Genomic DNA, 24285 nt, shown 5'->3' on the forward strand with positions numbered 1-24285 from the left:
CCGGTCGGAACCGGGCCGGTACCGCGAGCTCGGGTGCGACGAGGACGGTGCGAGGAGCACGTCGACCGTGTCGCGCGACCGCGCCTGCTGGGGTGTCCTCCTGAGTTCGCCGATGCCCGAGAGGATGCGGCGGCGGCACCACCGCGATGCGGCCGGTGCGGGCCCTGCGTCGCGCTCGGCGGATCCGGACCGGCCGCACCGCGCGGTGCGGGAGTCGACCACCCCGGCTGGACCGTGCCGCTGCGGCACGGGGTCTGCTGGTGGGGACGAACCGCGGCCCCGGCGCCGCACCCCTGCGAACCGAGAAGGCTCCGCCAGTGACCGAGATCTACGACCCCGAGAACCCCTTCGCGAAGATCATCCGAGGTGAGGGGCCCGCGCACGTCGTGCACGAGGACGACGAGGTGCTCGCCTTCCTCGACGTCTTCCCCCAATCCCCGGGCCACGTGCTGGTCGTCCCGAAGAGCGGCGAGCCGCGGACCCTGCTCGACGCGACTCCCGAGCAGCTCACCGCGGTCGTGCACGTGGTGCAGCGCGTCGCCCGCGCCGTCACCGACGAGCTCCGTCCCGCGGGCGTGCAGGTCGTCCAGTTCAACGAGGCGGCGGCGGGGCAGACCGTCTTCCACCTGCACTTCCACGTGATCCCGCGGTACGACGCCGGCGAGCTCCTCCCGCACGCCGGGGTCCGCGGGGACGACGGGCGGCTCGGCGAGCTCCAGCGGCGGATCAGCAGCCGCCTGGCGGCGCAGCACCCGACCGCCTGAGCAGGACGGGGACGAGCGGTGGCCGAGTCGGATCACCGCAGCGTTCCGGGGCGGCGGAGCTCCGGGACGCGTGGCACCGGCTCGGCCCGGTGAGCTGCGCCATGTGCGCGGAAATCGGGCTTGAGCGTGCCGCGGCGGCACGGCTTCTCATCGTGGCAACGCACCGGAAGGCGCTCGCACGGCACGTGCGGTCGTGCCGTCCGCGCCCGGTGCGTCCGGCGGCCGAACCGCGGTCGCCCCGGACGAACGGAAACGCCATGACCACGACCTCGCCCGCCACCCGGAACCGGCCCGCCGCCGCCACCGCCGCCCTGTGGGTGCTGCAGGTGCTGCTGGCCGTCGTGTTCGCGCTGATCGCACTGCCGAAGATGCTGGGGAACCCGATCGCCGTCGACCCGTTCGACCTGGTCGGGATCGGCATCCCGGGCATGGTCGTCGTCGGCTGGCTCGAATTCGCCGGGGCGATCGCGCTGCTCGTGCCGCGCCTGTGCGGGCTCGCCTCGGTCTGCCAGGTGCCCCTCATGCTCGGGGCGACGGGCCTGACCGCGATCCAGGACCCGCAGCTGGTCGCCATCCCGGCGATCACCCTCGTCCTGGTGTGCGTCGTCGCCTGGTCCCGCAGGCACGACACCGCGGCGCTGGTCCGGGGCGTCCGCCGCCGCTGAGCCGCGGGCGGGCGACGAGTTCCCGCTCCGCCGGAACCGGCCGGGCCGGTACCGCTCGGCGATCGCCGCCGATCGCCGAGCGGTGGGCGGCCGTCAGCGGCGGCGGTAGTAGTAGCCGCGGCCGTGGGAGTCGTAGCCGTCGTACGGGGGCTGTTCCTGGTATGGGGCCTGTTCCCGGTACGGGTTCGGTGCCACGGCCGGGAGGCCGTAGCTGGAGTTGTACGGGTCCGGGGCAGGCGCCGTGGAGCTGCTCGCCATGGAGTTGTCGTAGTAGTAGTCGCCTTGGCCCCCGGTGTACGTGCTGGAGTAGGACGACGTGCTGGGGTAGGACGACGTGCTGGGGTAGGACGACGTGCTCGGGTAGGACGACGTGGCGTAGTAGTCCTGGCTCGAACTGGTCTGCGATGGCCCGGACCAGTCCCAGTCGGGGGTCACCGGCGGGAGTGGCACCTGCCGGGTCGTGCTGCCCGAGTAGTCGCGGCCGTAGCCGCTGCCGACCGCCGAGTTGCCGTAGCTGTTGCCGTAGTCCGGGAGCGTGGTCGGCGTGTTGTCCGGCGGGACGTTCGCCGCCGACTCGTTCCGGTTGATGTTGCTCACCTGCTGCGGGGTGTAGATCGTGTCCGCGTCCATCCGCGGTGCCGTCGAGCCGCGGTCGTAGCGGAGCCATCCGCCGTTCTCGGCGACGCCGATGTAGCCGGTGCGGGTGACGGTGACTTCGTTGAACCCGAAGTAGAGGGAGTTGTCGTAGCGGCGGCTCAGGTTGTGCCCGGCGGAGTATCCCGATCGGAGTCCGCTGACGATCCGGGTGGAGTTCTCCGCGTTCCCGGCGTCGCAGGCGGCGAACACGAGTGGTGATTTCTCGTTGCGCTCCATGATGTATTGGAATTCCGGGGTCTTGTCCAGCAGGTAGGCGACGGTGTCCTGGCTGACGCTGATGACGGTGTCGACGCCGTTGATGGGGATGGTGATGCCGTACCGCTCGTTGTTCGTGTGGATGAAGATGAAGGTGGGCGTGCGCGGGCGGTCGCGCCGGTCGGTGTCCCGCCGCCACGGCGGCCGCACCTGGGAGCCGTCGCGGTTGACTGGGCCGGGGGCGAGGCTCATCTCCCCGGGGAGCGTGCGCGTCACCCGGCCGTTCCAGTTCCTGGTGAACGCCCGGAACATGTCCGCATCGCCGCCCAGGGTGGGGAAGGCGACGCCGATCGGGTTGCCGTTCTCGTCGCCCAGGATGCGCCGTTGGACGGCTTCCGGCGCGAAGTCGACGGTGGCCGGGGTGCCGTCTTCGGTCCGGAAGCGCCCTTGCAGCATCACCGGTGCGGCTCGGCGTCGGGGCATGGAGGGTTGCGGTGCCGCGGGCTCGTCCTCGTCGTCCCGGCGCGGTGCGGAACCGTCGTCATTCCGGTCTCGCGTGGATCCGTCGTCGTCCCGGCGCGGTGCGGGGCCCTCGTCGTCCCGGTTTCGCGCCGAGCCGTCGTTGTCCCGGCGCGGTGCGGACTCGTCGTCACTCCGGTCTCGGGTGGATCCGTCGTCGTCCCGATGCCGTGCGGACCCCTCGTCGTCCCGGTCCGGTGCGGACTCGTCGTCCCGGTCTCGCGTGGATCCGTCGTCGTCCCGGTTCGCCGCGGGTGACGCGTCGTCCGGGTTCGGCCGTGGGGCGTCCGGCGTGCCGCCGGGTGCCGGGGTGCTCTCCGGGGCGGGGACGTCGTTCCGGAACGTGGTGGTGGGGACGTCGTCGCCGATGGCGGCGCCCAGCAGGTCCAGGTAACGAGGGCGGAGGCCGCCCTGGGACAGCCCTTCCGCGGTGGTCCCGTGCTCCGCGGGGGAGTAGAAGTCGCCCATCAGCGAGCCCGGGACGTCGAGCTGCACCTGCGGTCCGTGGCCCTCGTTGTGCTCGTCCGGAATGCCCAGCGCGTGCATGATCTCGTGCGCGGCTTCTCGCGGCCTGATGTCGGATCGCCACTGCCGGGCGTTGCTCAGCCCGCGGTGGCCCTCGCCGACGACCACGGACACGTCCGCGTCCCGGCCCGGCTCCACCTGCTCCAGCCGGACGAACAGCCGGTCCCCGACGGGACCGGTGCGGAACTTCGCGCCCGGCCGGTTCACCACGTCGTGGATGCCGTCGACCGCCGACGACCACGCCGCGTTCAGATCGCCCGGGGTGGCGTCCCGTCCCGCGGACAGCGACACCCGCAACGTCACCTCGGCGACCTGATCGCCGTCGTGGTTCATCCGGCGCACCTGGAACCGGGAGTCGAGGACGGGTGCGCGCGGTTCGTTCCGGCGCGCCGCCACGTCGTCGAGCGCGGAGCGCAGGTCCACGTCGGGATCGCGGAAGGCCGCCAGCTCCGCGTGGTGGATGCCCGCGGTGCGCCCGCGTTCGACCGCCGGGATCGAGTGGCGGAAGTTCTCCCACTCGCGGGGGTCCACCGCGAACGGGGACCGGTCGTCCCGACGGTGGGGTCCGGTGCCGCCGCCCGGTTCGTTCTCGGGGCGAGCCGGAGCCGACGGGTAGTAGTAGCCGTCGTCACCGTAGTAGCCGGAGGTGCTCCGGTACGGGTTCGGCGCGATCGCGGGCTGCCCGTAGCTGGATTCGTACACGGTGTGCGACGAGCTCGGGTAGGCGGCCGGGGTCTCGTCGTAGTAGGTGTCCCGGTGGTGGCGGCGGCGCCTGCGGTGCGAGCTCTGGTGGGCGGGCTCCTGGTAGGACGGCGTGGTGATGGGGGCCTGGCTGTAGGTGCTCGGCGTCGGCTGCGGAGCGCTGTAGTAGTCCTGCCCGACGTACCGGCCGCTGTACGCCCCGAAGCCGTAGTTGCTCGGGTTCGCGGGAGCCGGCGCGGGAGTGCCGTAGCCGGCGTCGTACCCGCCGCCGTAGCCGGCGGTGCTCGGTGCCGGGGGAGGTGGCGCGGGAGTGCCGTACCCGGCGTCGTACCCGTTGCCGTAGCCGGCGGTGCTCGGCACCGCTGAAGTGTCGTAGCCGCCGTAGCCGCCGCCGTTCCCGCGGCCACCGGACCCGCCGCTGCCGGTGGGGCTGTTGCCCCCGGTGCCCTGTTCCCGCAGCGCCTGCGCCTCCCGGTAGCTGGACCGGACGTGGTGCGCGATGTCCTCGGCGGTCCGCTGCAGCCCGTTCGGCGACTCGCGCGAACTGCCCTGCACCCGCAGTTCCGCCACCAGCGCGGGCGGGTCGAGCATGGGGACGCCGCTGACGTAGTTGTGGTCCATGCCCATCGTCGTCCGGATGACCAGCGCCTCGTACTGGCTGACGCGGTGCACCGGGCGCGACGAGAACGCCCCGTCGAGGTAGTCGCCCAGCGTCCGCCCGGAGGAGCGCGCGTTCCGCACCCGCGGCGGCACCCGCTCCTGCAGCAGGGCCGTGCCCGGATTCGCGTTGACCACCCCGCTGCGGAAGTTCCCCGCGAACCGGGTGGACAGGTCGCGCGACGCCCCGTCCAGGTACTGCCGGACGTTCTGGCTCAGCGAACGCCGGACGTCCCACATCTCGACCCGGGAGTTGAGGGCGGCGTAGTTCTTCCCCATGCCTGTTCCGGCGTAGTGCCGTTCGGCGATGGCCGCGAACTGCGTGTAGGTGAGGGCCAGGAACCCTTCGAGCTCCTTGCGCTCGAACCGGGAGAAGCCGTTCGCGTCGGCAGCCTCGTTGCTGATCCGGCGCGCCAGGCTCATGCCGTCCCGCAGCTGCTGCCGCGCCGCGCTGTTGAACCCGCCGGTGCGCATCGTGTCGCTGATGTAGCCCATGAAGCGGGGCAGGCCCGCCATCGGCACGCCCGCCGAGTAGTGCGCGTAGACCTGGTCCTGGTTGTGCTGGCTGTACTTGCGGATCGGGAACTCGCCCGCGTCCGGGTCCACGTCGAACCGGTCGTCGTCGAAGATCCGCTCCAACCGGGTGCGGTCCCGCGCGTTCCGCAACCTGCGCACCGCGTCCTGGACCGCCGTGTGCACCTGCGCCGCCGACGGCCGTCCCACATCCCCGTCCACCACCGCGAACGGCTTGGAAACGATCTCCAGCACCGGGCCGCTGTGGCCGTCGTCCAGCACGATGGAGAACTCCGGGGCGTCCACGATCACCTCGAAGTCGTTCGTGGTGTAGCCGCGCGGCAGCGAGACGCCGATGTTGTGCAGCTCGCCTTCCAGCCCCATCGCGCCGCCGTTCAGGCCCGGGAGCTCGCCCGACACGGCGTAGTGGGACAGCTCGTACGCGAGCCGGTCCGTGTTCCGCACCGGTCGCCGCAGCGGCAGCCACTCCCGGTACGCGGCCCGGACCTCCTCTTCCGAGACCGTCCGCTCGGTGAGTTCGCGCATCCTCTTGCCCACCATGGCCACTTGCAGTTCGGTGAGCTCCGCCGGGCGTCCGTCCGGCCTGACGGCCGGTCCGGTGTGCTCCCCGCCGTCCGCGTCCTGGCGGGCGGTGGCGTGCTGTTCCGGGGCGGTCACCTCGTCCGGGCCGGGACGGGCCGGGGTGGTGGTGTTCTCCGTCGACGGCCGCGCCGGGCGGGCGGCGGGGCGTTCGCCGCCGCGGGCCGGGCCGTCGCTGCTCCGGGCGGGGACGGTGCGGCCGTCCTGCTGGGGCGCGGCTTCGCCCTGCGTGCTCCGGTTCCCGGTGTTCGGCCTGCCCGACGTGGTGTCCGGCCTGGCGGTGGCGTCGGGGCGAGCTGCGGCGTCGGGTCGGACGGTCGCGTCCGGGCGGGCGTTGGTGCCGTGGCGGCCGGTGGTGTCCGGCCTGGTGGCGTCGGGACGACCGTTCGTGTCCGGGCGGGCCGCGTCCGGCTGTGCGGCCGGTACGTCGGACCTGGTCGCCGCGGGCACGGCCTGCCGGGCCGCCGGGGCCGCGGGGTGGGCGGCGAACGGGGAGTCCGGCGTGCCGTCGCCGTCGCGGGCCGGGCCGGAATCCGGTGCGGCGCGGTTCTCGGACGCGGCCTGGTCTTCGGGGGTGGTGCGGGTTTCCGGCGTCGCCCGCTCTTCCAGCGTGACGCGGCTTTCCGGCGTCGCCTGGTTCTCCGGCGTGGTGCGGGTTTCCGGTGTCGCGCGAGATTCGGGGACGGCTCGGTCCTCTGCGGTCGCCCGGTTCTCCGGCTCGGCGCGGGTGTCGGACTCGGGGCGGGACTGCGCTTCCCGCGTCGAGCTCGGCTCGGTGGCGCGGGTTTCCGGGGTGGTGCGGGACCGCGCTTCGGCCTCGGGCCGGGAGTCGCCGCGCGATTCGGCCTCGGGCCGGGACTGGGCCTCGGTCCGCGACCCGGGTTCGGGCCGGGACTGCGCCTCGGCGCGCGACTCGGTCCCGGCGCGCGACTCGGTCTCGGTCCGGGACTGGCCTTCGGGGCGTGACTGGCCTTCAGGGTGCGCCGGGGCGTCGGTGCGGCCGCCGGAATCGGCGCGGGTTTCGGACGATCGGTGCTGGTCCGATTCCGCGCGGTTGGGAGCGGACCCGCCGTCCTGCTGGAGATCGGTGCGGGCCGCCTGCTCGTCCGCGCGCGCCGGTCCGGCGTCGTGCGCGACGGTCTGCGCTTCGCGCGAGGTGGTGTCCGGCCGGTCCGCGGCCTGGTCGAGGTCCGCGCCGGTGGTGCGGCCGTCGTCGGTCGCGTGCCGGGCGGGTTCGGCGGTCTGCGCGAAGGACGGCGAGCTCTCGCCGCCGGTCTGCGCGGCGCGAGCCGGGGCGTCGCCGAGGCCGGTGGATTCGGTGCGCGGCGCGCCGCCGGCCGCCCGGGTGGGCGAGCTCTGCGCGGTCGCGGCGGGTGCGCTGTCGGCTGCGCCGCGCGTCCCGCCGGATGCGGCCCCGCCGCGGGCCGCGCCGTCGGAGCGCCCGGCCCCGGAGTCGGCGCCCGTCGAGTGGTTCCCGGTGGCCGCGGGCTGGACCTGCGCGGTGGTGCCGACCGCCGGGCCGCTCGCCTCGGTGGAGCGCGCCGCCCCGCCCTGCTCGGTGCCGACCGGGGCCTCGCCGGAACGGGAGCCGCCGGTGCTCGCGTCGCCGTCGAGCCCCCGCGACTCGGTCCCGAAGTCGCCGGGCTGCGCGAAGAGCGTGCCGAGCTCCGCGCCGCCGGTGCCGACGATGCGGGACGAGCCGTCCTGGACGACCGCCGAGTCGCCGCCGGTGGTCCCGGCCTCCGCGCCCGCGCGGGCCGCGTCCTGGTGCAGGACCGTTTCGTAGGACGGCGGTTCCGCCAGGACCGTCGCGTAGGACGGCGGGGCGACGTCGGTCGTCGCGGAGCGGTCCGCGCCGCCGGTGCCCACCACACCGCCCTTGCGGTCGCCTGCGGTGGTGCCCGCATCGGAGTTCGTGTCCGAGCCGCGCCCGGCGGTCCCGTCGGACACCGTGCCGCCGGACGTCGTCGTGCCGGAGTTCCCCCCGATGCCGGAATTTCCGCCGATGCCGGCGTTCCCGCCGATGCCGGCGTTCCCGCCGATGCCGGCGTTCCCGCCGACACCGGAACTTCCGCCGACACCGGAATTCGTGGGCGCACCGGAGCTCACCGCGGAGTTCGCCGCCGCACCCGAGTTCGCACCGGCGTGCGCCGCCGCACCCGAGTTCGCCCCGGAATCCGCGTCCGCCCCGGTCTGCACGCCCGCGTCGGAGCGCGCGTCCGCACCGGTCTTCGCATCCGCGCCGGAGTACGAGTCCGCGCCCGTCTTCGCCCCCGAACCGGAGTCCGCGTTCGCACCGGTCTTCTCGCCCGCACCGGCGTCGACGGCCGACTCGGACTTCACATCCGCACCGGAGTCGATGGCCGAACCGGACTTCACGTCCGCGCTGGAGGCCGGGCCGTTCGCGGCCGTCTCCACGCCGCCGCTCTTCCGGTCCCCGGCGCCGGTCCCGTCGTCGCCGGTCCGCTCCGCGCCGCCCTTGGCGTCCGATGTGGACTTCCCGGTGTCCGCCGGTCCGGGGATCTCCAGCGCCTCGGGCCCGGGGATCTGCAGCGTGCCGGGCCCGTCGACGGCACCGGGGGAGGTGGTGCCGCCCCCGGTGTTCTTGCCGCCGCCGAGGCCGCCGCGGGCGAACGCCCCGAACATGCCGTCGGAGGCGACGCCGCCCTTGTCCCCGCTGGCCAGGTAGACGAGCGGGTTGCTGCCCGCGACGGAGACGATCTGCGCCGCGCCGTCGGCGAAGCGCCCGAACGCCATCTGCCCGCGGGTGAGGGTCTTCTCGGGCAGCTGGTCGCTCGGGCCGCGGAGCTTGTTGGCCTGGGCGATGTTCTTGTTCATGCCCGTGATGACGTCGTCGACGCTCTTCGCGATGCCGCGCACCGCTCCGGCGGCGGCACCGGAGGCGGCGCCGCCGATCGCGCCACCGATCATCATGCCCTTGATGGACTCGGTGTTGATGTTGTCGCGGTAGCCGGTGGCCTTCTGGATGCCCTGGATGCTCGCGTCGAGCCCGCCCATCACCCCGGCGCCGATCGCGGCGCCCGCCGCGGGGTACTTGCCGAGCTGCCAGGCCTGGGAGCCCGCGGCCTTGGCCCCGGCCTGCCAGCCACCGGCCTTGATGGCCTGCGGGACGCGCGCGAGCTGCTTGACGATGTTCTGCGCGATCTGCTTGATCAGTTCCCGCAGCAGCGCGGTGATGCCCACCCGCGCGGCGGCGAGCACCGCGGGGACCATGAACGCGCCGAACAACGAGGCGATCAGCGAGATGACGGTGGCCAGCGTCATCGCGGTCATCGCCACGAAGAGGATCTTGTTCTTCTGGATGTCGGCGGCCGCGTCCCTGGCCTTGCTCGCGAGGTCCGAGGCGACCGCGACCTGCTCCTCCAGGTAGCCGGGCAGCTTGTTCGAGACGTAGTCCACCGTGGAATCAGCGGTCTCGCCGCGCATCGAGGTGGCGATGTCGCCGCCCGCCGCGGTCAGCCGCTGCCGGGTCTCCTCGGCCCGTTCGGCGTACTTGCTCAGCGCGTCGTGCAGTGCTTGGAGGCCGCCTTCGCTGCCCTCGGGCCACTCCATTCCGAGGGTGATCTTGAAGAACTTCTGCAGCCGGTCCGGCAGTTCCGTGGTCTCGTAACGCCCGCTCAACGCTGTCGCACCAATCATGTGAATCGAGTTGATGACTGCACTACGTTCGAATGAGCCGGGTGAATGAGATCGGGCACGACGAATGGGGCCGCGCAACGGTGGCGCGGCCTCGTCGGGCTGTTCCCGCGGAACTTCATGTCGAAGGAGGCGACGGCCACGCTACCTAACCGGAGGGGCATCCGTTCTGAGGGATGGCCAAGGTGGCCTGCGGTGCTGGAATAATCGGGGCGCGCGGAGAAGTGCCAGTTCAGCGGACGTTTTCGGCCGATCATCGGCGCTGGCGTGCCGGTCCGGAATGTTGCGCGGGCACGGATCGGCGGTCTTCTCGCGCGGTGCGCGGTCGTATGCGTTCTTCCGGAAGGATCAATGCGCATTCGGCCATCTCGCCGATCCGGAGTGGCTCATCCAGGTCGCGAACGGTCCACCGATCCTCGCCTTTCCGGCCGAGCGCAGATTGGTCGTGAACCGTCTGGTTTCGAAAATAATGGATGCGGATCCGATGCGAAACGGCCGATCAGGGGGATGGCTGTCGCTGATTGCGATAACAATCAATCGGCCGGTTGATTCGTGCTCCGCTGATTCAGGGATTCGGCGGAAGACCTCGGCTGAACGGATTCGGGGCTGGGCCATTGCGCGCAGCGCATCGTGATCATGAACACATTGGGCCGAACGGCGGTATGGAGGATTACGCACCGAGGTCGGACGTGTGCGAGCCGCAGGTATCGCCCGGATCGGCGGTGCCTGCGGCTCGGTGCGGGTGGTCGGCGGATCAGGACTCCGGCTGCTCGCTCCGCTCGCGGCGGGGCAGGCCGAGGCGGCCCTTGGTGGCGGCCAGCATGATCAGGCACAGCACGGTCATCGCGATCAGCGCGTCGACCTCGCCCTCCGAGCCGAACGCCGCGACCTTGAGTCCGGAGGCGGTGTTGATGCCGGCGTGCGCGATCACCACTGCGAGCAGGCTGCCCCGCGAGAAGTTCCAGACGTTGCCCATCGCGATGCAGAGGACGACCACCAGCATCACGTAGATCGGGATGGACATGCCCGCCTGCGAGGTGCCCTGGATCTCCCACAGCGGCGCGTGCCACACGGCCCAGATGATGCCGAGCACCACGTTGGAGGCGAACGGCGACAGCGCGGACTGGAGCCGGGGGAGGGCGTAACCGCGCCAGCCGAGCTCTTCGTTGCCGCCGCCGACCAGGGCGATGAACAGGAACGTGGTGGGGGCGCTGAGCAGCGCGGCCTGCAGCGCGGTGTCGTCGATCTGCCCGCCGCGCAGCAGCAGGTGGAACATCCCGGAGATCATGATGAACAGACCGGGGACCAGCGCGAGCAGGTAGGGCAGGACGCCACCGCGCCGCAGCGGGGAGTACCGCCGGAACATCGCGCCGACGCCCGCCTTGCCCTGCGTCGCCGCCGTGACGATCACCGACGCGGCCGCCGGGCCGAAGCTGCCGGCGACCACGAAGGCCATCGGGTCCACGCCGGGGGCCAGCTTGCTCGCGAACCAGATCGACCAGGAGAGGCCGAAGGCGAGGAGGAAGTAGGCGGCGAGGCCGCGGGCCGGGAGGGTCCTGGTGCGGGCCAGGTCGCCGGAGTCGGAGGGGAGCTGCCGCTGGGGCGCGTCGGTGATCATGCCGGAACCATACACTGTAGGAGAGTTCTCCTACAACGTATGTCTCGATTATGCTGGACCTATGCCCGACACACCTCCGGAACCGCACGTGGACAGCGTCTTCTACCGCCCGCAGCGCAAGCGCCGCACCGAGTCACCGCTCAGCAGGGAGCGCATCGTCACCGCGAGCGTCGCGCTGCTCGACCGGAACGGGGCGGGCGCGCTGACCATGCGCAAGGTCGCGGCGGAGCTGGACGTGCACGCGACGAGCCTCTACTGGTACGTGCAGCGCCGCGAAGACCTCATCGACCTGGCGCTCGACCACGTGCTGGCCGGGCCCGCGAACGATCTCCCCGGCGCGGACGTGCCCTGGGACGACGTGGTGTTCCGGGTCGCGAAGCAGTACTACGACGCGTTCGCGGCGCACCCGTGGGCCGCCGGGTTCGCGGGCACGCGGCCGCTGATCGGGCCGAACGCGATGGCGCTGGCCGGGCGGATCATCAGCGCGCTGGAGGAATCCGGCGGAGCGGAGCAGGACCGGATGATCGCCGCCACCGCCCTCTCGCAGCAGGTCCTCGGCGCGGCCACGACCGCCGTCGTCGCGCGCGGGTTGTCGAACGCGCCCGCGGAGGACTACGCCGCCGCGGTGGGCACGCCGGAGACGCTCGGCATCTGGCTCCCGTCCTTCGACGACGTGCTGACCCTGCTGGTCGACGCCATCCGCACCCGCCTGGCCCCCACCGGAACCACGAGCTGAACAGGCCGCGAGCCGCCCACAGCACGCGCCGCACCGCCCGCGACCCAGTCTTGTCAGCGGCGCAGCCGCTGAGCCGCGACCACCTGATCAACCGGCACCGCAGCGGGTTCTCAGCGGCTTCCTCGCGAGGACAGCGTTTCCGCCTATGGCGGAGCCACCGGTGAAAACGCAGCGAGAAGACCGCTGACCCCCCCGTCTCTGGACTCGCCCGGCGGGTCTTCTCGGTTTCCTGTCAGCGGCACAGCCGCTGAGCCGCCGACCACCTGAGACACCGGCACCGCCGCGGGTTCTCAGCGGCTTCCTCGCGAGGACAGCGATTTCACGTGTGGCGGAGCCACTCGAGAAATCGATCCCGCAGCGAGGAAGCCGCTGAGGTTCCGCCACCTCAGTCCTAAGCAGCAGGAGCGGACGGCTGCCGAAGACGAATAGGTTGCAGGTTCCACCAGGTTAGGCAGCGCCAGGCCCACTCCAACGGCCCGTAGCGGAAGTGCGCGAGCCACAGCCTGCTCCACACCGCCTGCACCGCGATGACCGCGACGGCGAACCCGAGCATCGTCCACCAGGAGGTGGAGTCCGCCAGCCCGATCAGCCGCCCGGCGCTCACCATCAGCAGCGTCGCGCTCACGTAGTTGGTCAGCGCCATCCGCCCCAGCGGTTCCAGCACCGCGGCGATCGGCTTCCCGGCCCGGGTCCGGAGCAGCAGGGCCAGCCCGCTGCTGTACGCGGCGGCCAGGCACAGCCCCGCGAGCACCGTGGTCAGCGCGAACCCGAGGTCGCGCGGGCCGTGGAGCTGGGTGAGCAGCGCGGGCACCGCCAGCGCCGCCGACACCGCGAACACGACCACCAGCTGGTTCCGCCGCGCGTGCAGCGTCTGCGGGATCTCGTAGCGGGCGAGGGCGTAGCCGAGCACCAGCGCGCCGGGCACCGGGCTGACCGGGATCAGCAGCGCCACCAGCAGGGCCGCCCACCGCGGCGCGAAGCTCAGCGGCAGCAGCAGCGCGATTCCGAGCACGCCGTAGAACAGCAGGTATTCGCCGGGGTGCAGCAGCTGGTGCAGGCCGCCGAGCGGGAACAGCACCGCCAGCCGGCGGGCCAGCAGCAGCCGCGGCCGGGGGTGCTTGCGGGCGGCGCGCTGCAGGAAGATGCCGAAGCCGATCCCGAACAGCAGCGCGAAGATCACGTTGAACCGGTACTGCACGAACAGGTCCAGCGCGCGCCGCACCGGCGCCTCGACGCCGCCGACCTCGCTCGGCATGCCCAGCACGTGCGGGATGTTCACCAGCAGGATGCCGAACAGCGCGAAGCCGCGGAGCGCGTCGAGCGTCGTCACCCGCTGCCCGGAGGAGCCGCCGGGCGCGGGGACGGCGGTGGGCACCGGGACGGCGATGGGCACCGTGTCCTGCGCGCCCGGTCGGGGGAGCCGCCGGGTGGCGGACCAGGGGTCGGCGCCGGGGTGCGGGGCGCGGTCTCGCATCGGATCACTTCTTCGCGGCTCGGTTTCCGGGAACCGGGCGCGTCGTCCGCCCGGCCCGAGCCAAGTTAGGGATCCGCGGCGCCGCGGTGATCACCTTCCGAGCCGATCCCGGCTACGACTTTCGGGTATCGCCGGGAAACGGCCCGGTCGCCCGCTCGGCGAGCAGGTGGGCCGTTCCCGTTCGAGCGCCGAGCCGGTCAGGGGAGCCAGGAGTCGAAGTCGGCGCCGCCCACGACGAACCGGCCGAACTGCTCGGCGAACTCGTCGACCTTGCGCGCGTTGTGCGCGGCCACCGCGGCGGGGTCGGCGGGCAGCGGTTCGCGGACGCCGACGAACACGCTGTACAGCGGCACCGGCTGCGCGCCGCGGCCCAGTTTCGCCTCGTAGGTGCCGAGCCCCAGGCCGATCTGCGCGATGCCGCGTTCGGCGCCGGTGCGCACCGCCTCGTACATCAGGACCTTGAAGTAGTCCGCGCGGTTCGGCAGGTCGTAGTCGAAGCCGACGACGCGGGAGAAGATCTCGTCGCCGCGCCGGTAGCGCAGCGCGAACGCGGCCGGCCTGCCCTCGTCCTCGACGAGCAGCACCGAGCTGTCCGCGGACAGGTGCCGGGCCTGCCGGTCGTACACCTCCAGCGCCCGGTCGAGGCTGTACCAGGTGTGGCCGTACTTCTGCATGAGCGCGTTGTTCAGCGGGGCGATCACGTCGACCACCTCGGCCAGCTCCACCTCGCGGATGGTGCGGCCGCTCTCGGCGAACTCGCGCAGCTCGCGGCGCACCCGGGTGCGGCGGTTGCGCGGCAGGTGGGCGAGGTAGTCGTCGAAGGACCAGTCGGTGCGCAGCACGTTCTCCACGTCCTGCAGCACCACGACCGGTTCGGCGTCCTCGTGCGCGCGGGCGACCTCCAGCGCCTGGTCCAGCGGCAGGAACAGGTAGCCGAGCAGGTGCGCGCCGCGGTCCACCGCCCAGGTCAGGGTGTCGGCGGTGAGCGCCTCGACGGCTTCGGCGCGGTCGGCGGCGGGCAGCCCGGGGCGCACCGGCAGCTGGCCGCGGAACTCCGACCAGCCCGCGCCGAGCACGTACGGTTCCCGCTCGTAGGCCTGCGCCCGTTGCTCGTCGACGATGCCGTCCAGCAGGAAGGTCGGGGCGTAGAGGCGGTGCGGCGGTTCGGTGAACGCGTAGGTCTCCAGCCCGGCCACCGGTCCGTCGTCGTCGGTGGCGATGAGGTGGCGGGCCGCGCCGGTGGCGGGCAGCTCCTCCTCGCGCACGCCCAGCCAGCCCGACGCCGAGTAGGTGGTGCCCCGCTCGCGGAGGGAATCCCACGCCTGCCCCGGAACGTCGTCGGCGCGGTGGTAGGCGGTCAGCTTCATCGGTCGTCCTTCTGCGGTGCGGCGGTGGTGGGTCGTCAACTCTTCCAGATGGGCCGCGACGCCGTCCTCGTCGTTCCCGGCGATGATCAGGTCGGCGGCGCGCAGCACGTCGGGTGCGGCTCCGGCGACGGCGACGGCGGTGCCCGCGACCGCGAACATGCCGAGGTCGTTGGGGGCGTCGCCGAAGCAGGTGGCCCGGTCCGGCGTGGTGCCGCGCCGGGCGAGCACCCAGCGCAGCGCGGTGCTCTTGTCCGCGCCGGGCGCGGAGAACTCCAGCAGTCCGGCGGTCGAGGAGGTGCAGCCGATGCCCAGCCCGGCGGCCACGTCCCGGCCGATCTCGGGCGGGCAGCCGACGACCATCAGGCACAGCACGCCGGAGTCCGCCGGCACGACCGCGGCCCGCCGCACCCGCGCGGTGGCGCTGGCCAGCACGTCCGGCCAGTCCGGGGACAGCACCCGGTCCTCGACCCGGTCCAGCGCCCACCTCGCCTCCGGGCAGCGGCGGGTCAGCTCGGCGACCGCGGCGGCGGCGAGCTCGGCGGGCATCGCGGCGGTGCGCAGCACCCGGCCGGTCGCGACGTCGGCGACCACCGCCCCGTTGGAGCAGATCAGGTCGCCCGCGGCGCCCACGTCGCGGAGCACCTCGCGGGCGCTCCGCAGCGGACGGGCGGTGGCGTACACCAGGTGCACGACGTGCGCCGCGGCCCGCAGGGCGCGCGCGGACCGCTCGGACAGCGAGCCGTCCGAGCGCAGCAGGGTGCCGTCGAGGTCGGTGGCGACCGCCTCGACGACCGGTTCAGCCGGCATCGCCCCGCCCGATCCGCCTGGCCAGCGCGGCCGGATCGGCGGTGCGGCTGCGCACCAGCACCGGGCCGGTGCCGTCGAGCCGCGCGAACAGGCCCCGGTTGGTGTCCCGGATGCGGCCGCGCAGCCGCAGCGCGAACCACAGGATCGACCGCGGGCCGACGACGCTGGTGAACGTCTCCCGGTTGCCGGACGCCCACAGCTCCTCCTGCCGCACGTACCGGGTGAGGGTGCGGCGCAGCAGCCGCGGCCAGGACACCCGCAGCGGCGGGTCGAGCCACACGACGCAGTCCGCCGCGGCGGCGAAGGAATCCACCGCCGCCGCGTACTGCCCGTCCACCACCCAGCTCGGCGAGCGCAGCAGTTCCGCGAGCTCCGCGCGGAACTCCTCCGCCGGCTGGGGCGTCCAGTCCCGCTGCCAGTACAACCGGTCCAACTCCACGTGCCGGGCACCGGCGGTGGACGCGAACTCCGCGGCGAACGTCGTCTTCCCGCTCGCCGAGCCGCCGAGCACCCACACCCGGCGCGGTGGTGCGGTGGTCATCCGGCCGCCGGTGCGTGGAAGCGGTGCGCGACGATGGCGGCGTAGCGGTGGTAGTGCCACTGCTCGAAGCCGAGGTGGCTCTCGCCGTAGATGCCGAGGTCCGCGTTCTCGAAGACCTCCCAGCCGTCGCGGGCGACGATCCGCTCCATCTCCGCCAGGCCCGGGTAGTAGCCGCAGGCCCGCTCCTCCGGGTTGAGCCCGATCAGCCAGTCCGCGAAGAAGATGCCGCCCGGTGCGACCATGCCCATCGCCTGGTCGAACAGCGCCTGCAGCGTGTGGTGCCGGTTCGGCGGCATGGACCACAGCCCGCTGCCCATCACGAACTGGAAGTCGCCGTTCGCGGGCAGCGTCATGTAGTCCTGCTCGACGATGGTGCAGCGGTCTTCCAGCCCTTCGTCGGCGAGCCGCTTGCGCAGCCCCACCACCTCGTGCTTGCCGTCGACGAGGTCGAGCTCGCCGCCGTCGAGGAACAGCTCGTCGGTCTCCACCCCGACGACCTCCCAGCCGGCGCGCAGCAGCGGCAGCGCGAACTTCCCGTCCGAGGCGCCGAGCACGCACGCCCGCGGCCGCACCTCCCGCGCGTACCTGCCGGTGGGCAGGTAGCGGGACATGGCGGGGAAGTAGGTGAAGTAGGGCGCCCAGTAGCTGCCGCGGTCCACTTCCAGCGGCGGGTTCAGGGTCTGTTCCAGCATCGCGTATTCCTCCCGGTCGTCAGGCGTTCTTGCAGCGTGTTCTTGGTCTGTGTCCTGTCAGCGGCGGAGCCGCTGAGCAGCGACCAGCTTGAGTAAGGTGACCATCGGCGGGTTCTCAGCGGCCTTCTCGCGAGGACGGCGATTTCGCTGTGTATGGCATACGTGAGAAATCGCGATCACACCGGCAAAGAGGGCAGCGAGAAGGCCGCTGAGGTTCCGCTACCGGACCCGCTACGCAGATCACCCGACAGAAACGCCGCTCTCGTCGATGGCGCTGTTGCGGACGTTGCCCCAGCGGCGTTCCGCGGCTTCGTGGATGTACCAGATGTCGTCCTCGGTGAGCAGCTTCGACACCACCTCGGGGTAGGCCTCCTCGAAGAACGTGTACGGCGGGGTGTTCTCCTTGCGGGAGTGGTAGTCGAGCTTGTCCTGCCCGTGCTCGCGGGCGACGCCGGTGCCCGGGTGGTAGGTGAGGATGTTCGGGCTCGCCATGATCAGCAGGTCGTCGTCGATGAGCAGCCCGATCTGCTCGATGGTCTCGGCGATGGTGTCCCGGTCCTCCCCGTCGAGGCCGAACAGCACGGAGCTGCCGACCCGGATGCCGTGGTCGCGGATCGTCTCCAGCGCGGCGCGGACCTTGCCGACCCACGGTTCCGGGTTGCGGCGCAGCAGGTTCTTCTTGACGTGCTTCATCACCTGTTCGGACATCGATTCGATGCCGATGTAGATGTAGGTGCACCCGGCTTCGCGCATCAGGTCGAGCCCGGCGGCGACCTCGTCCCGCTTGGCCTTGTTCAGCACCACGTCCACGGTCAGCTGCGCGCCCCACTCCAGCCGTCGCAGCGGGCGGTGGGTTGCGGCGAGTTCGAGCAGGTCCCGGCAGAACTCGTTGATGGCCGTCCAGTTGCCGCCCCAGAACACGGGGTCGTCGAAGAACACGGCCTCCGCGCCCCAGTCGGCGAGGGTGCGCACCCGGCGTGCCACCTCCTGCGATTCGGTGATCGCGAACCGGGTGGGGAGCCGCTTCATGGCGCTGCTCTCCGAGCAGAAGGTGCACTTGAACGGGCAGGCGTCCAAGGTCATCATGTGCGCGGTCCGGCTGCCGTGCGGCGAGGAACCGGCCTGCTCGAACACGCCGAAGCGGGCCCGGATGGAGAAGGCCTCGTACGGCGACGGCAGTTCGGACCGGCTCAGCGCCCGGCCGCGAACCGGTTGCAGCAGCGCGTCGCGGGCGCCGAAGCCGACGATGGTGCCGACCCCGGCCAGGTCGGCGCGGGTGGCGGCCAGCGGTGCCAGCGCGTCCATCACCGCGTCGACGTCGGTCGGGCCGAAGCCCGGTTCGGACACCAGCCCGATCGCCTGCATCAGCAGGTCGAGCAGCGGTGCCCCGTCCCCGGCGACGACGAAGTCCACCACCCGGTCGCTGCGCCCGTCGCGCTGCACCTCGACGGTGCTGCTCCAGGACAGCTGGAGGAGGCCGGAGCCGCGTTCCTCCCGGATGGTCTCGTCGGCGTGCCTGCCGCCGAGCACCACCAGGCAGTCGGGCACTTCCCGCTTCGCCACCGCCGCCATCTCCAGCGCGTACCGGTGGCCCGCGGACACCGAGCTGAGCAGCAGCACCTTCGGCCGCAGCGCGCGCAGCTGGGCGAGGAACGAGCTGCGCGCGCTCGCATCCCAGATCCGCGGGTCGAAGATCTTGCCGTCGGTGGTGGAGTTCTCCGCGGCCAGCCCGGTGCGCGGTCCGGATCGGGCCCGCCGGTAGGCGACGTCCGGGTAGTGGCCCCAGTCCGGGTAGACGTCGTCCACGTCCGGTTCGGGGGACGGCCCGGTCGCGCGCCGGTGCACGGACCGTTCGACGGTGCTGATCAGGGCGGAGTACAGGCACATCGGGTCGCCGGGGTAGGCGACCTCGCCGCCCCGGTTGGTCGCCACCGGCACCAGCGAGGCCAGCACCGGGAAGCGCAGCGCCGCCTCCCGGTCGCCGCCCGCTGCGGTGAACTCGGTGCGGCGCCGGTGCAGCCGGTCGACGAGACCGGGGTCCGGTTCGGCGGGTTCCGGTCGCTGCACCAGCGGTTCGCGCACGACTACGTCCACTTCGGACTCCCCTCGGCGGTTCGGGCCGGAGCGGTCACAGCGCGGTGATCAGGTCGCGCACCTCGGCCGTCGCGGCGGGGGAGTCCACCGTCGTGGCGGAGTCGCCGAGCTTGCGGTAGGCGAAGGTGGTCAGGCACGCGCGGGCCACGTCGGCGAATTCGGCTTCGGCCTTGGTGTCGGCGAACCGGTCCAGGGCGGCGGTGTCGCCCGCGGCGGCGGCCTCGCGGACGCCGCGTTCGACGTCGACGAGCTCGCGCACCGCGGCCTGCGCGGCCTCCGGGGTGTCCGGCAGCGCGGGCAGCGAACCCGAGGTGACGGTTCCCGCGGTGACGGAGCGGGCGAGGTCGATCTCGTTGTCGTAGAAGTGGAACGTGCCGGACTGGTGGATGTAGGGGCCCGGTTCGACGCCGAGCAGCGCGGCCGCCCACTGGTGCATCAGCATGAACAGGAAGCCGTCGTAGGGCAGCACGGTGAGGGCCTGCTGCGCGCGCATCACGGTGAGCCAGGTCAGCCGGTCCTCGCGCAGGAACAGCTGCACGCCCACCGCGCACGGGTATTCGCGGGAACGGCGGAAGTTGTCGGCGGGTTCGAGGACCAGGCCGAAGGTGCGGCGGTGCGCCGGGTCCTGCCGGATGCGTTCGACGATGGCGCCGACCTGGTCACCGCCCGCGGCGGTGATGAGCCGGTGGCCGAAGGCGCCGCTGAGCGTGTGCTGGTCGTCGGAGTACTCGTGCGCGCCGCGCCGGTAGTGCGCGGGGGTGTCGACGTCGTTGCGCCCGTCCAGCGACCAGGCGAGCAGGCCGAAGCAGTACGGGAGGTTGACCGGCAGCGCCGAGCTGATCGCGAGCGACTTCCTGGGGTCGCGGACGCGGAAGGAGTGCGCGATCAGTTCTCGGTACGGGCGGTCCTTCTGGCCGAAGTCCGATGCCTTGGAGTGCGGGTCGCGCACCGAGGGGACGGAGGCTCCGCCGTCGAGGACCTCGCGGAGGCCGCTGGTGTAAGCGTCGGCGAAGGAATCGAATTCAGGCACTGTGCTCCACTCGAGGCCGTGGTGGACCCTCCGCACGCCTGTCCGCACCCGTCGGCACGGCGGGAAAACCGCCGGTCGGGGGCGCGGGCATTGTGGCGAGAATGGTTGTTTCGCCATTCAGCCACAAGGAGGAGGGATCGGAGATTACGTGCACGAACTGATGTGCTCGGGCCGATGGGATGAACCCCGGCTGGTCTCGATTCCAGCACCCGAGCACTGGTGAGATTACCAGGATTCTCATGCCGTGCAAGCAGTTCATTGCGGTCGCACGCACCGTGACTACCGGGCGAAACGGGCGCAGCAGACAGGTCGGGCCTGGTGCGATGGGCTGGTTGTGAACACTGTGAAAATCAGTCCTATGGTCACGCGGCTCAATTTGTGGCAGTTCTCGCTGATCGCGCCGTGATGTGACCGATATCAGTACTGCTGATCATCCGGTGGAAGTGGTGCCGACATTGTTGCTCCGGCAATTAAAATGCCGTGAAGATTGCTTGCGGCACATATTTGAGCCGTGCTAGCTTCGCTCCTCGTGATCATCTTCGCAGTTCAGGCGGACCAGCAGGGTCAATTCGACGCCGGACTGCCTCCCACCGGGTGCGGAGACCGCGGCCCGTCGTCGAACCCGCGAGTCCGGACCGGGAACCGCTGATCGGCAGCCCGCGAGCGCGCGCAGGCACCGGGGCCGCCCGGAAACCGTCCGGGACCGCCCAGAACGGCTCCGTCCCGCGCCACCCGAGAGGAGAGACCGTGCCCGACACCACCTCCCCGCCCGCCCCGGACCCGGCGCTGCTGCCCTCCGCCGAGGACGTGCGGTTCTACGCAGAACACGGCTGGTACCTGTCCCCGAAGCTGCTCACCGACGACGAGGTCGGCACCCTCGTCGAGGCCAGCGAGCGCTACTACGCGGGCGAACGCGACCGGGAACTGCCGCACCACCCGGCGAAGCTGTCCTACTGGACGCCCGCCGACGGCGACGTGCAGCGCAACAACGACTACATCCACTACGAGAGCGACGCGATCGCCGAGATCCTGCGCAAACCCGAGATCGCGGCCACCGCGGCGCGGCTCGCGCAGGTCGACCTGATCCGGATGTTCCAGGCCACGCTCATCTACAAGCCACCGCAACCCGACGAGAAGTCGAACATCGTGCCCTGGCACTTCGACAAGTACTACTGGGCGTCCTGCAGCTCCGAGGACCTGATCACCGCGTTCATCCCGTTCCACCACTGCGACGAGACCCTCGGCACCCTCACCGTGGTCGACGGCAGCCACCGGTGGTCGGAGTTCCGCGGCTGGGACAGCCGCCGGGGGCACGCCGCCGTCGAAGGCGACCAGCAGCGCGAGCACCTGCTCACCGAGGCGTCCCGGCGCAACGGCGCCGAGGTGGTCAAGCTGCCGATGACGATCCCCCAGGGGCACATGACCTTCCACCACTGCCGCCTCTACCACGGCAGCGGGCCGAACCTCGGCGACCGGCCGCGCCGGGCCATCTCGATGCACCTGCAGGACGGCTCGAACGCCTACCGGGACCACCGGCTGGCCACCGACAGCAGGCAGACCACCTACAAGCACGACGAGCTGGTGCGCCGCACCGCCGACGGCGTGCCCGACTACGCCGACCCCGAGTTCTGCCCGGTGCTGTGGCAGGAAGGCCGTGCCGGCGCATGACCGCGACCCGCTTCGCCCCGCCGGTCCGGCTGTCGCCGCGGACGCGCATCGGACTCGGCGCCGCCGTGGTGGTGCTGACCTACGCCTACCTGATCGCGCTGCGGCCGACGTCGGAGCACGGCGTCGGCGGCTCGGCGGCGCTGCTCGCGCTCGTCGGCTACCTGCTCGGGTCGCTGCTGGTCGTCAGCGGTGCCATGGCGCGGCTCTCGACGTCGACGGTGACGCTGTTCCCGGTGGCCATCACGCTCAACATCGTGATCGGCCAGGTGGTGCGGATCAGCGGGCTGCCGGTGCACCTGGACTCGATCGGCACCGTGCTCGTCGGGGCGCTCGCCGGGCCCGCCGCGGGTGCGGCCTGCGGGGCGCTGTCGAGCATCACGGTCGGCATGACGATCAACCCGGGTTCGCTGCCGTACGCGGTCACCGCCGCGTCCGTCGGCATGCTGGTGGGCCTGTTCGCCCGGTTCGGCCTGTTCCGCCGGGTGCCGACGGTCGTCATCGCCGGAGTGGTGATCGGGGTGGTCGCCGGGATGGTGTCCGCGCCGACCACCGCGTTCGTGTTCGGCAACGCCAGCGGGCAGCTGGGGCAGTCGGTGGTGATCGGGACCTTGCAGGCCTACGGCAGCAGCATGGTGGAGGCCGCCACCATCAACGGGCTCATCGCCGATCCGCTGGACAAGGTGGTGGTGTGCCTGCTGGCCTACGCGGTGCTGTCCGCGCTGCCCGCCCGGCTGCGCCAGCGGTTCCCGTTCGCCCGGGAGCACCGCGTGTTCGGCCGGGACCGGCTGGAGGTGGGTGCGTGAGCGCGGCGCTGTTCTTCCAAGAGGGCGGTTCTCCGGTGCACCGGCTCAACCCGGTGACGAAGCTGGCGCTGGCCCTGACCGTGACGACCGCGGCGTTCGCGCTGCCGGTGTTCTGGGCACCGCTGCTGCTGGTGCTGCTGGTGCTGGTGCCCGCCGTGCTGGTCGCGGGGGTGGGGCGCGGCTACGCGCGGCTGCTGCCGCTGTTCGCCGCGCCGCCGGTCCTCGCGGTGTTCCTGCTGCAGGGCCTGTTCTTCCCGGAGGGCACCACGGTGCTCGCCGAGTTCGGGCCGGTGTCGGTCACGGCCGAGGGGCTGTCGTTCGCGGCGCTCACCGCGCTGCGGCTGGTGGCGATGCTCGGCGCGTTCCTGTTCCTGCTGCTCACCACGCACCCGGGCGCGTTGATGAGCGCGATGGTCGAGCGCGGCCTGTCGCCGAAGACGAGCTACGTGGTGTCGGCGACGCTGCAGATCGTGCCCGCGTTCCGCACCCGCGCGCGGAACGTGCTGCGCGCCCAGCAGGCCCGCGGCCTGGACACCACCGGGTTGCGGCGGCGGCTGCGCGCGCTGCTGCCGCTGGTGGGGCCGCTGCTGCTGGGTTCGCTGGCCGACCTGGAAGCGCGTGCCGTGGCGATGGAGGCGCGCGCGTTCGGCGCCGCCCACCGCCGGACCGCGCTGCTCGCCCTCGCCGATTCCCCGGCGCAGCGGGCGGCGCGGGTGCTCATGGCGGTGGTCGCGGTGGCCGCCGTCGTCGCCAACGTCGTCGGAGTGGCCCGGTGATCGAGTTCGAGGACGTCCGCTTCACCTACCCGGAGAGCACCGGGGTCGCGCTGCGCGGCATCACCCTGACCGTGCCGGAGGGCCAGGTCTGCGGCGTGGTGGGCGCGGGCGGCGCGGGCAAGTCCACCTTCGCGGCGGCGGTCGCGGGCATGGTCCCGCACGTCACCGGCGGCGCGCTGACCGGAACGGTGCGGGTGGCGGGCAGAGCGGTGGCCACCACCCCGCTCGCCGAGGTCGTCACCGAGGTGGGCCTGGTGGTGCAGGACCCGTTCAACCAGATGTCCGGCGCCAAGTTCACCGTCCGCGAGGAGCTGGCGTTCGGCCTGGAGAACCTCGGGGTGCCGCGGGACGAGATGGTGCGCCGGATCGACGCGGTGCTCGCCGAGCTCGGCATCGCGCACCTCGCCGACCGCTCCCCGTTCGCGCTCTCCGGTGGCCAGCAGCAGCTGGTGGCGATCGGCGCGGTGCTGGTGATGCGGCCGCGGGTGGTGGTGCTGGACGAACCGACCTCGCAGCTCGATCCGGCGAGCGCCGCGCTCGTGTTCGGCGCGCTGGCGGCGCTGCGCGCGTCCGGGATCACCGTGGTGCTGGTGGAGCACCGGGTGACCGGGCTGGTCGAGCTGGCGGACCGGGTGCTGGTGTTCGCCGACGGCGCGATCGCCCTGGACGGCACCCCGCAGGAGGTGTTCACCGACGAGCGGCTGGCCGGTTTCGGCGTGTCCGCCACCCGCTACACCCGGGCGGCCCGGCTCGCCGCCGAACGCGGCGCGTGGCCTGCGGACCGGCCGCTGCCGGTGCTGTTCGAGGAGGCCGCGGCCGGGTTCGCCGCGCCCGAGCCGATCAGTCCCCGATGACCGCCGATGCCCTGGATCCGAACGCGCCCCGGCTCTGAACAGGCGGCTCCCGTTGCCCGGTTCCGAATCCCGGTCCGTACGCCCCTGGCCCTGAACTGCCGGCTCCCGTTTCCCGGCCCGAATCCCCGGTCCGAATCCCCGGTCTGTACGCCCCTGCCCCGTACGCCCTTGGCTCCGAACGCCCCTGGCCCGAGTGCTCCCGGCATGAGTGCGCCCAACCCTGGATGCCCGAATTCTGAGTGCTCCCAGCCTTGAATGCCCCAGCCCTGAGTGCTCCCAACCCTGAGTACTCGCAACCCCGAGTGCTCCCCACCCCGAGTGCTCCCCACCCCGAGCGCTCACAGTCCCGAATGCCCCAACCCCGAATGCCC

At 72.3% G+C, this 24285-nt stretch carries 15 protein-coding genes; 7 read left to right on the forward strand and 8 right to left on the reverse strand.

The annotated features are described in order from the left end of the window. Positions 1-317 precede the first annotated feature (317 nt). Positions 318-764 (forward strand): HIT family protein, encoded by a 447-nt coding sequence (locus tag AC29IT_RS12890; RefSeq protein WP_488218820.1) that lies wholly within the window; start codon positions 318-320, stop codon positions 762-764. Positions 765-1021: 257 nt separating this feature from the next. After that, positions 1022-1429 carry a DoxX family protein gene (locus AC29IT_RS12895; RefSeq protein ID WP_488218821.1) on the forward strand — a complete coding sequence of 136 codons (408 nt, stop codon included), beginning with the start codon at positions 1022-1024 and terminating at the stop codon, positions 1427-1429. A 93-nt stretch (positions 1430-1522) separates the two neighbouring features. Here AC29IT_RS12895 and AC29IT_RS12900 read toward each other — a convergent pair whose 3' ends face one another. Together AC29IT_RS12900 and AC29IT_RS12905 are read right to left on the reverse strand one after the other, a co-directional pair. Next, positions 1523-9457 carry a WXG100-like domain-containing protein gene (locus AC29IT_RS12900; protein ID WP_488218822.1) on the reverse strand — a complete coding sequence of 2645 codons (7935 nt, stop codon included), beginning with the start codon at positions 9455-9457 and terminating at the stop codon, positions 1523-1525. A 751-nt stretch (positions 9458-10208) separates the two neighbouring features. After that, positions 10209-11072 (reverse strand): CPBP family intramembrane glutamic endopeptidase, encoded by an 864-nt coding sequence (locus AC29IT_RS12905; RefSeq protein ID WP_488218823.1) that lies wholly within the window; start codon positions 11070-11072, stop codon positions 10209-10211. Between the two features lie 61 nt (positions 11073-11133). Between AC29IT_RS12905 and AC29IT_RS12910 the strand changes: the two genes are divergently transcribed. Beyond that, positions 11134-11808: a TetR/AcrR family transcriptional regulator gene (locus AC29IT_RS12910; protein ID WP_488218824.1), complete on the forward strand. Its 675-nt coding sequence runs from the start codon at positions 11134-11136 to the stop codon at positions 11806-11808. Positions 11809-12199: 391 nt separating this feature from the next. On the opposite strand, the gene AC29IT_RS12915 is transcribed toward AC29IT_RS12910, so the two are convergent. From AC29IT_RS12915 to AC29IT_RS12940, 6 genes are all read right to left on the reverse strand, one after another. Further along, positions 12200-13282 carry a DUF418 domain-containing protein gene (locus AC29IT_RS12915; RefSeq protein WP_488218825.1) on the reverse strand — a complete coding sequence of 361 codons (1083 nt, stop codon included), beginning with the start codon at positions 13280-13282 and terminating at the stop codon, positions 12200-12202. A gap of 197 nt (positions 13283-13479) precedes the next feature. Then, complete coding sequence (locus AC29IT_RS12920; RefSeq protein ID WP_488218826.1) at positions 13480-15456, reverse strand: GNAT family N-acetyltransferase; 1977 nt, start codon at positions 15454-15456, stop codon at positions 13480-13482. Beyond that, positions 15446-15997 carry a P-loop NTPase family protein gene (locus tag AC29IT_RS12925; protein ID WP_488218827.1) on the reverse strand — a complete coding sequence of 184 codons (552 nt, stop codon included), beginning with the start codon at positions 15995-15997 and terminating at the stop codon, positions 15446-15448. The genes AC29IT_RS12920 and AC29IT_RS12925 overlap by 11 nt, the downstream gene beginning before the upstream one ends. Next, positions 15994-16689 carry a class I SAM-dependent methyltransferase gene (locus AC29IT_RS12930; RefSeq protein ID WP_358440905.1) on the reverse strand — a complete coding sequence of 232 codons (696 nt, stop codon included), beginning with the start codon at positions 16687-16689 and terminating at the stop codon, positions 15994-15996. The genes AC29IT_RS12925 and AC29IT_RS12930 overlap by 4 nt, the downstream gene beginning before the upstream one ends. Before the next feature lie 240 nt (positions 16690-16929). Next, positions 16930-18783: a B12-binding domain-containing radical SAM protein gene (locus tag AC29IT_RS12935; protein WP_488218828.1), complete on the reverse strand. Its 1854-nt coding sequence runs from the start codon at positions 18781-18783 to the stop codon at positions 16930-16932. A 34-nt stretch (positions 18784-18817) separates the two neighbouring features. Next, complete coding sequence (locus AC29IT_RS12940; protein ID WP_488218829.1) at positions 18818-19813, reverse strand: thymidylate synthase; 996 nt, start codon at positions 19811-19813, stop codon at positions 18818-18820. 747 nt (positions 19814-20560) lie between these two features. On the opposite strand from AC29IT_RS12940, the gene AC29IT_RS12945 reads away from it, so the two are divergent. From AC29IT_RS12945 to AC29IT_RS12960, 4 genes are read left to right on the forward strand one after another with little or no spacing between them, the layout of a single operon-like run. Next, positions 20561-21481 carry a phytanoyl-CoA dioxygenase family protein gene (locus tag AC29IT_RS12945; RefSeq protein WP_358440898.1) on the forward strand — a complete coding sequence of 307 codons (921 nt, stop codon included), beginning with the start codon at positions 20561-20563 and terminating at the stop codon, positions 21479-21481. Then, positions 21478-22284: a hypothetical protein gene (locus AC29IT_RS12950; RefSeq protein ID WP_358440895.1), complete on the forward strand. Its 807-nt coding sequence runs from the start codon at positions 21478-21480 to the stop codon at positions 22282-22284. The genes AC29IT_RS12945 and AC29IT_RS12950 overlap by 4 nt, the downstream gene beginning before the upstream one ends. Next, a complete protein-coding gene (locus AC29IT_RS12955; RefSeq protein ID WP_358440892.1) occupies positions 22281-23060 on the forward strand; it encodes an energy-coupling factor transporter transmembrane component T family protein in 780 nt (259 codons plus the stop codon). Before AC29IT_RS12950 ends, AC29IT_RS12955 begins: the two co-directional genes overlap by 4 nt. Further along, on the forward strand, positions 23057-23914 hold the full coding sequence (locus AC29IT_RS12960; RefSeq protein WP_358440889.1) for an energy-coupling factor ABC transporter ATP-binding protein: 858 nt from the start codon (positions 23057-23059) through the stop codon (positions 23912-23914). The genes AC29IT_RS12955 and AC29IT_RS12960 overlap by 4 nt, the downstream gene beginning before the upstream one ends. Positions 23915-24285: the final 371 nt, after the last annotated feature.

The sequence above is a fragment of the Saccharopolyspora sp. MMCC62 genome, from assembly GCF_057736575.1.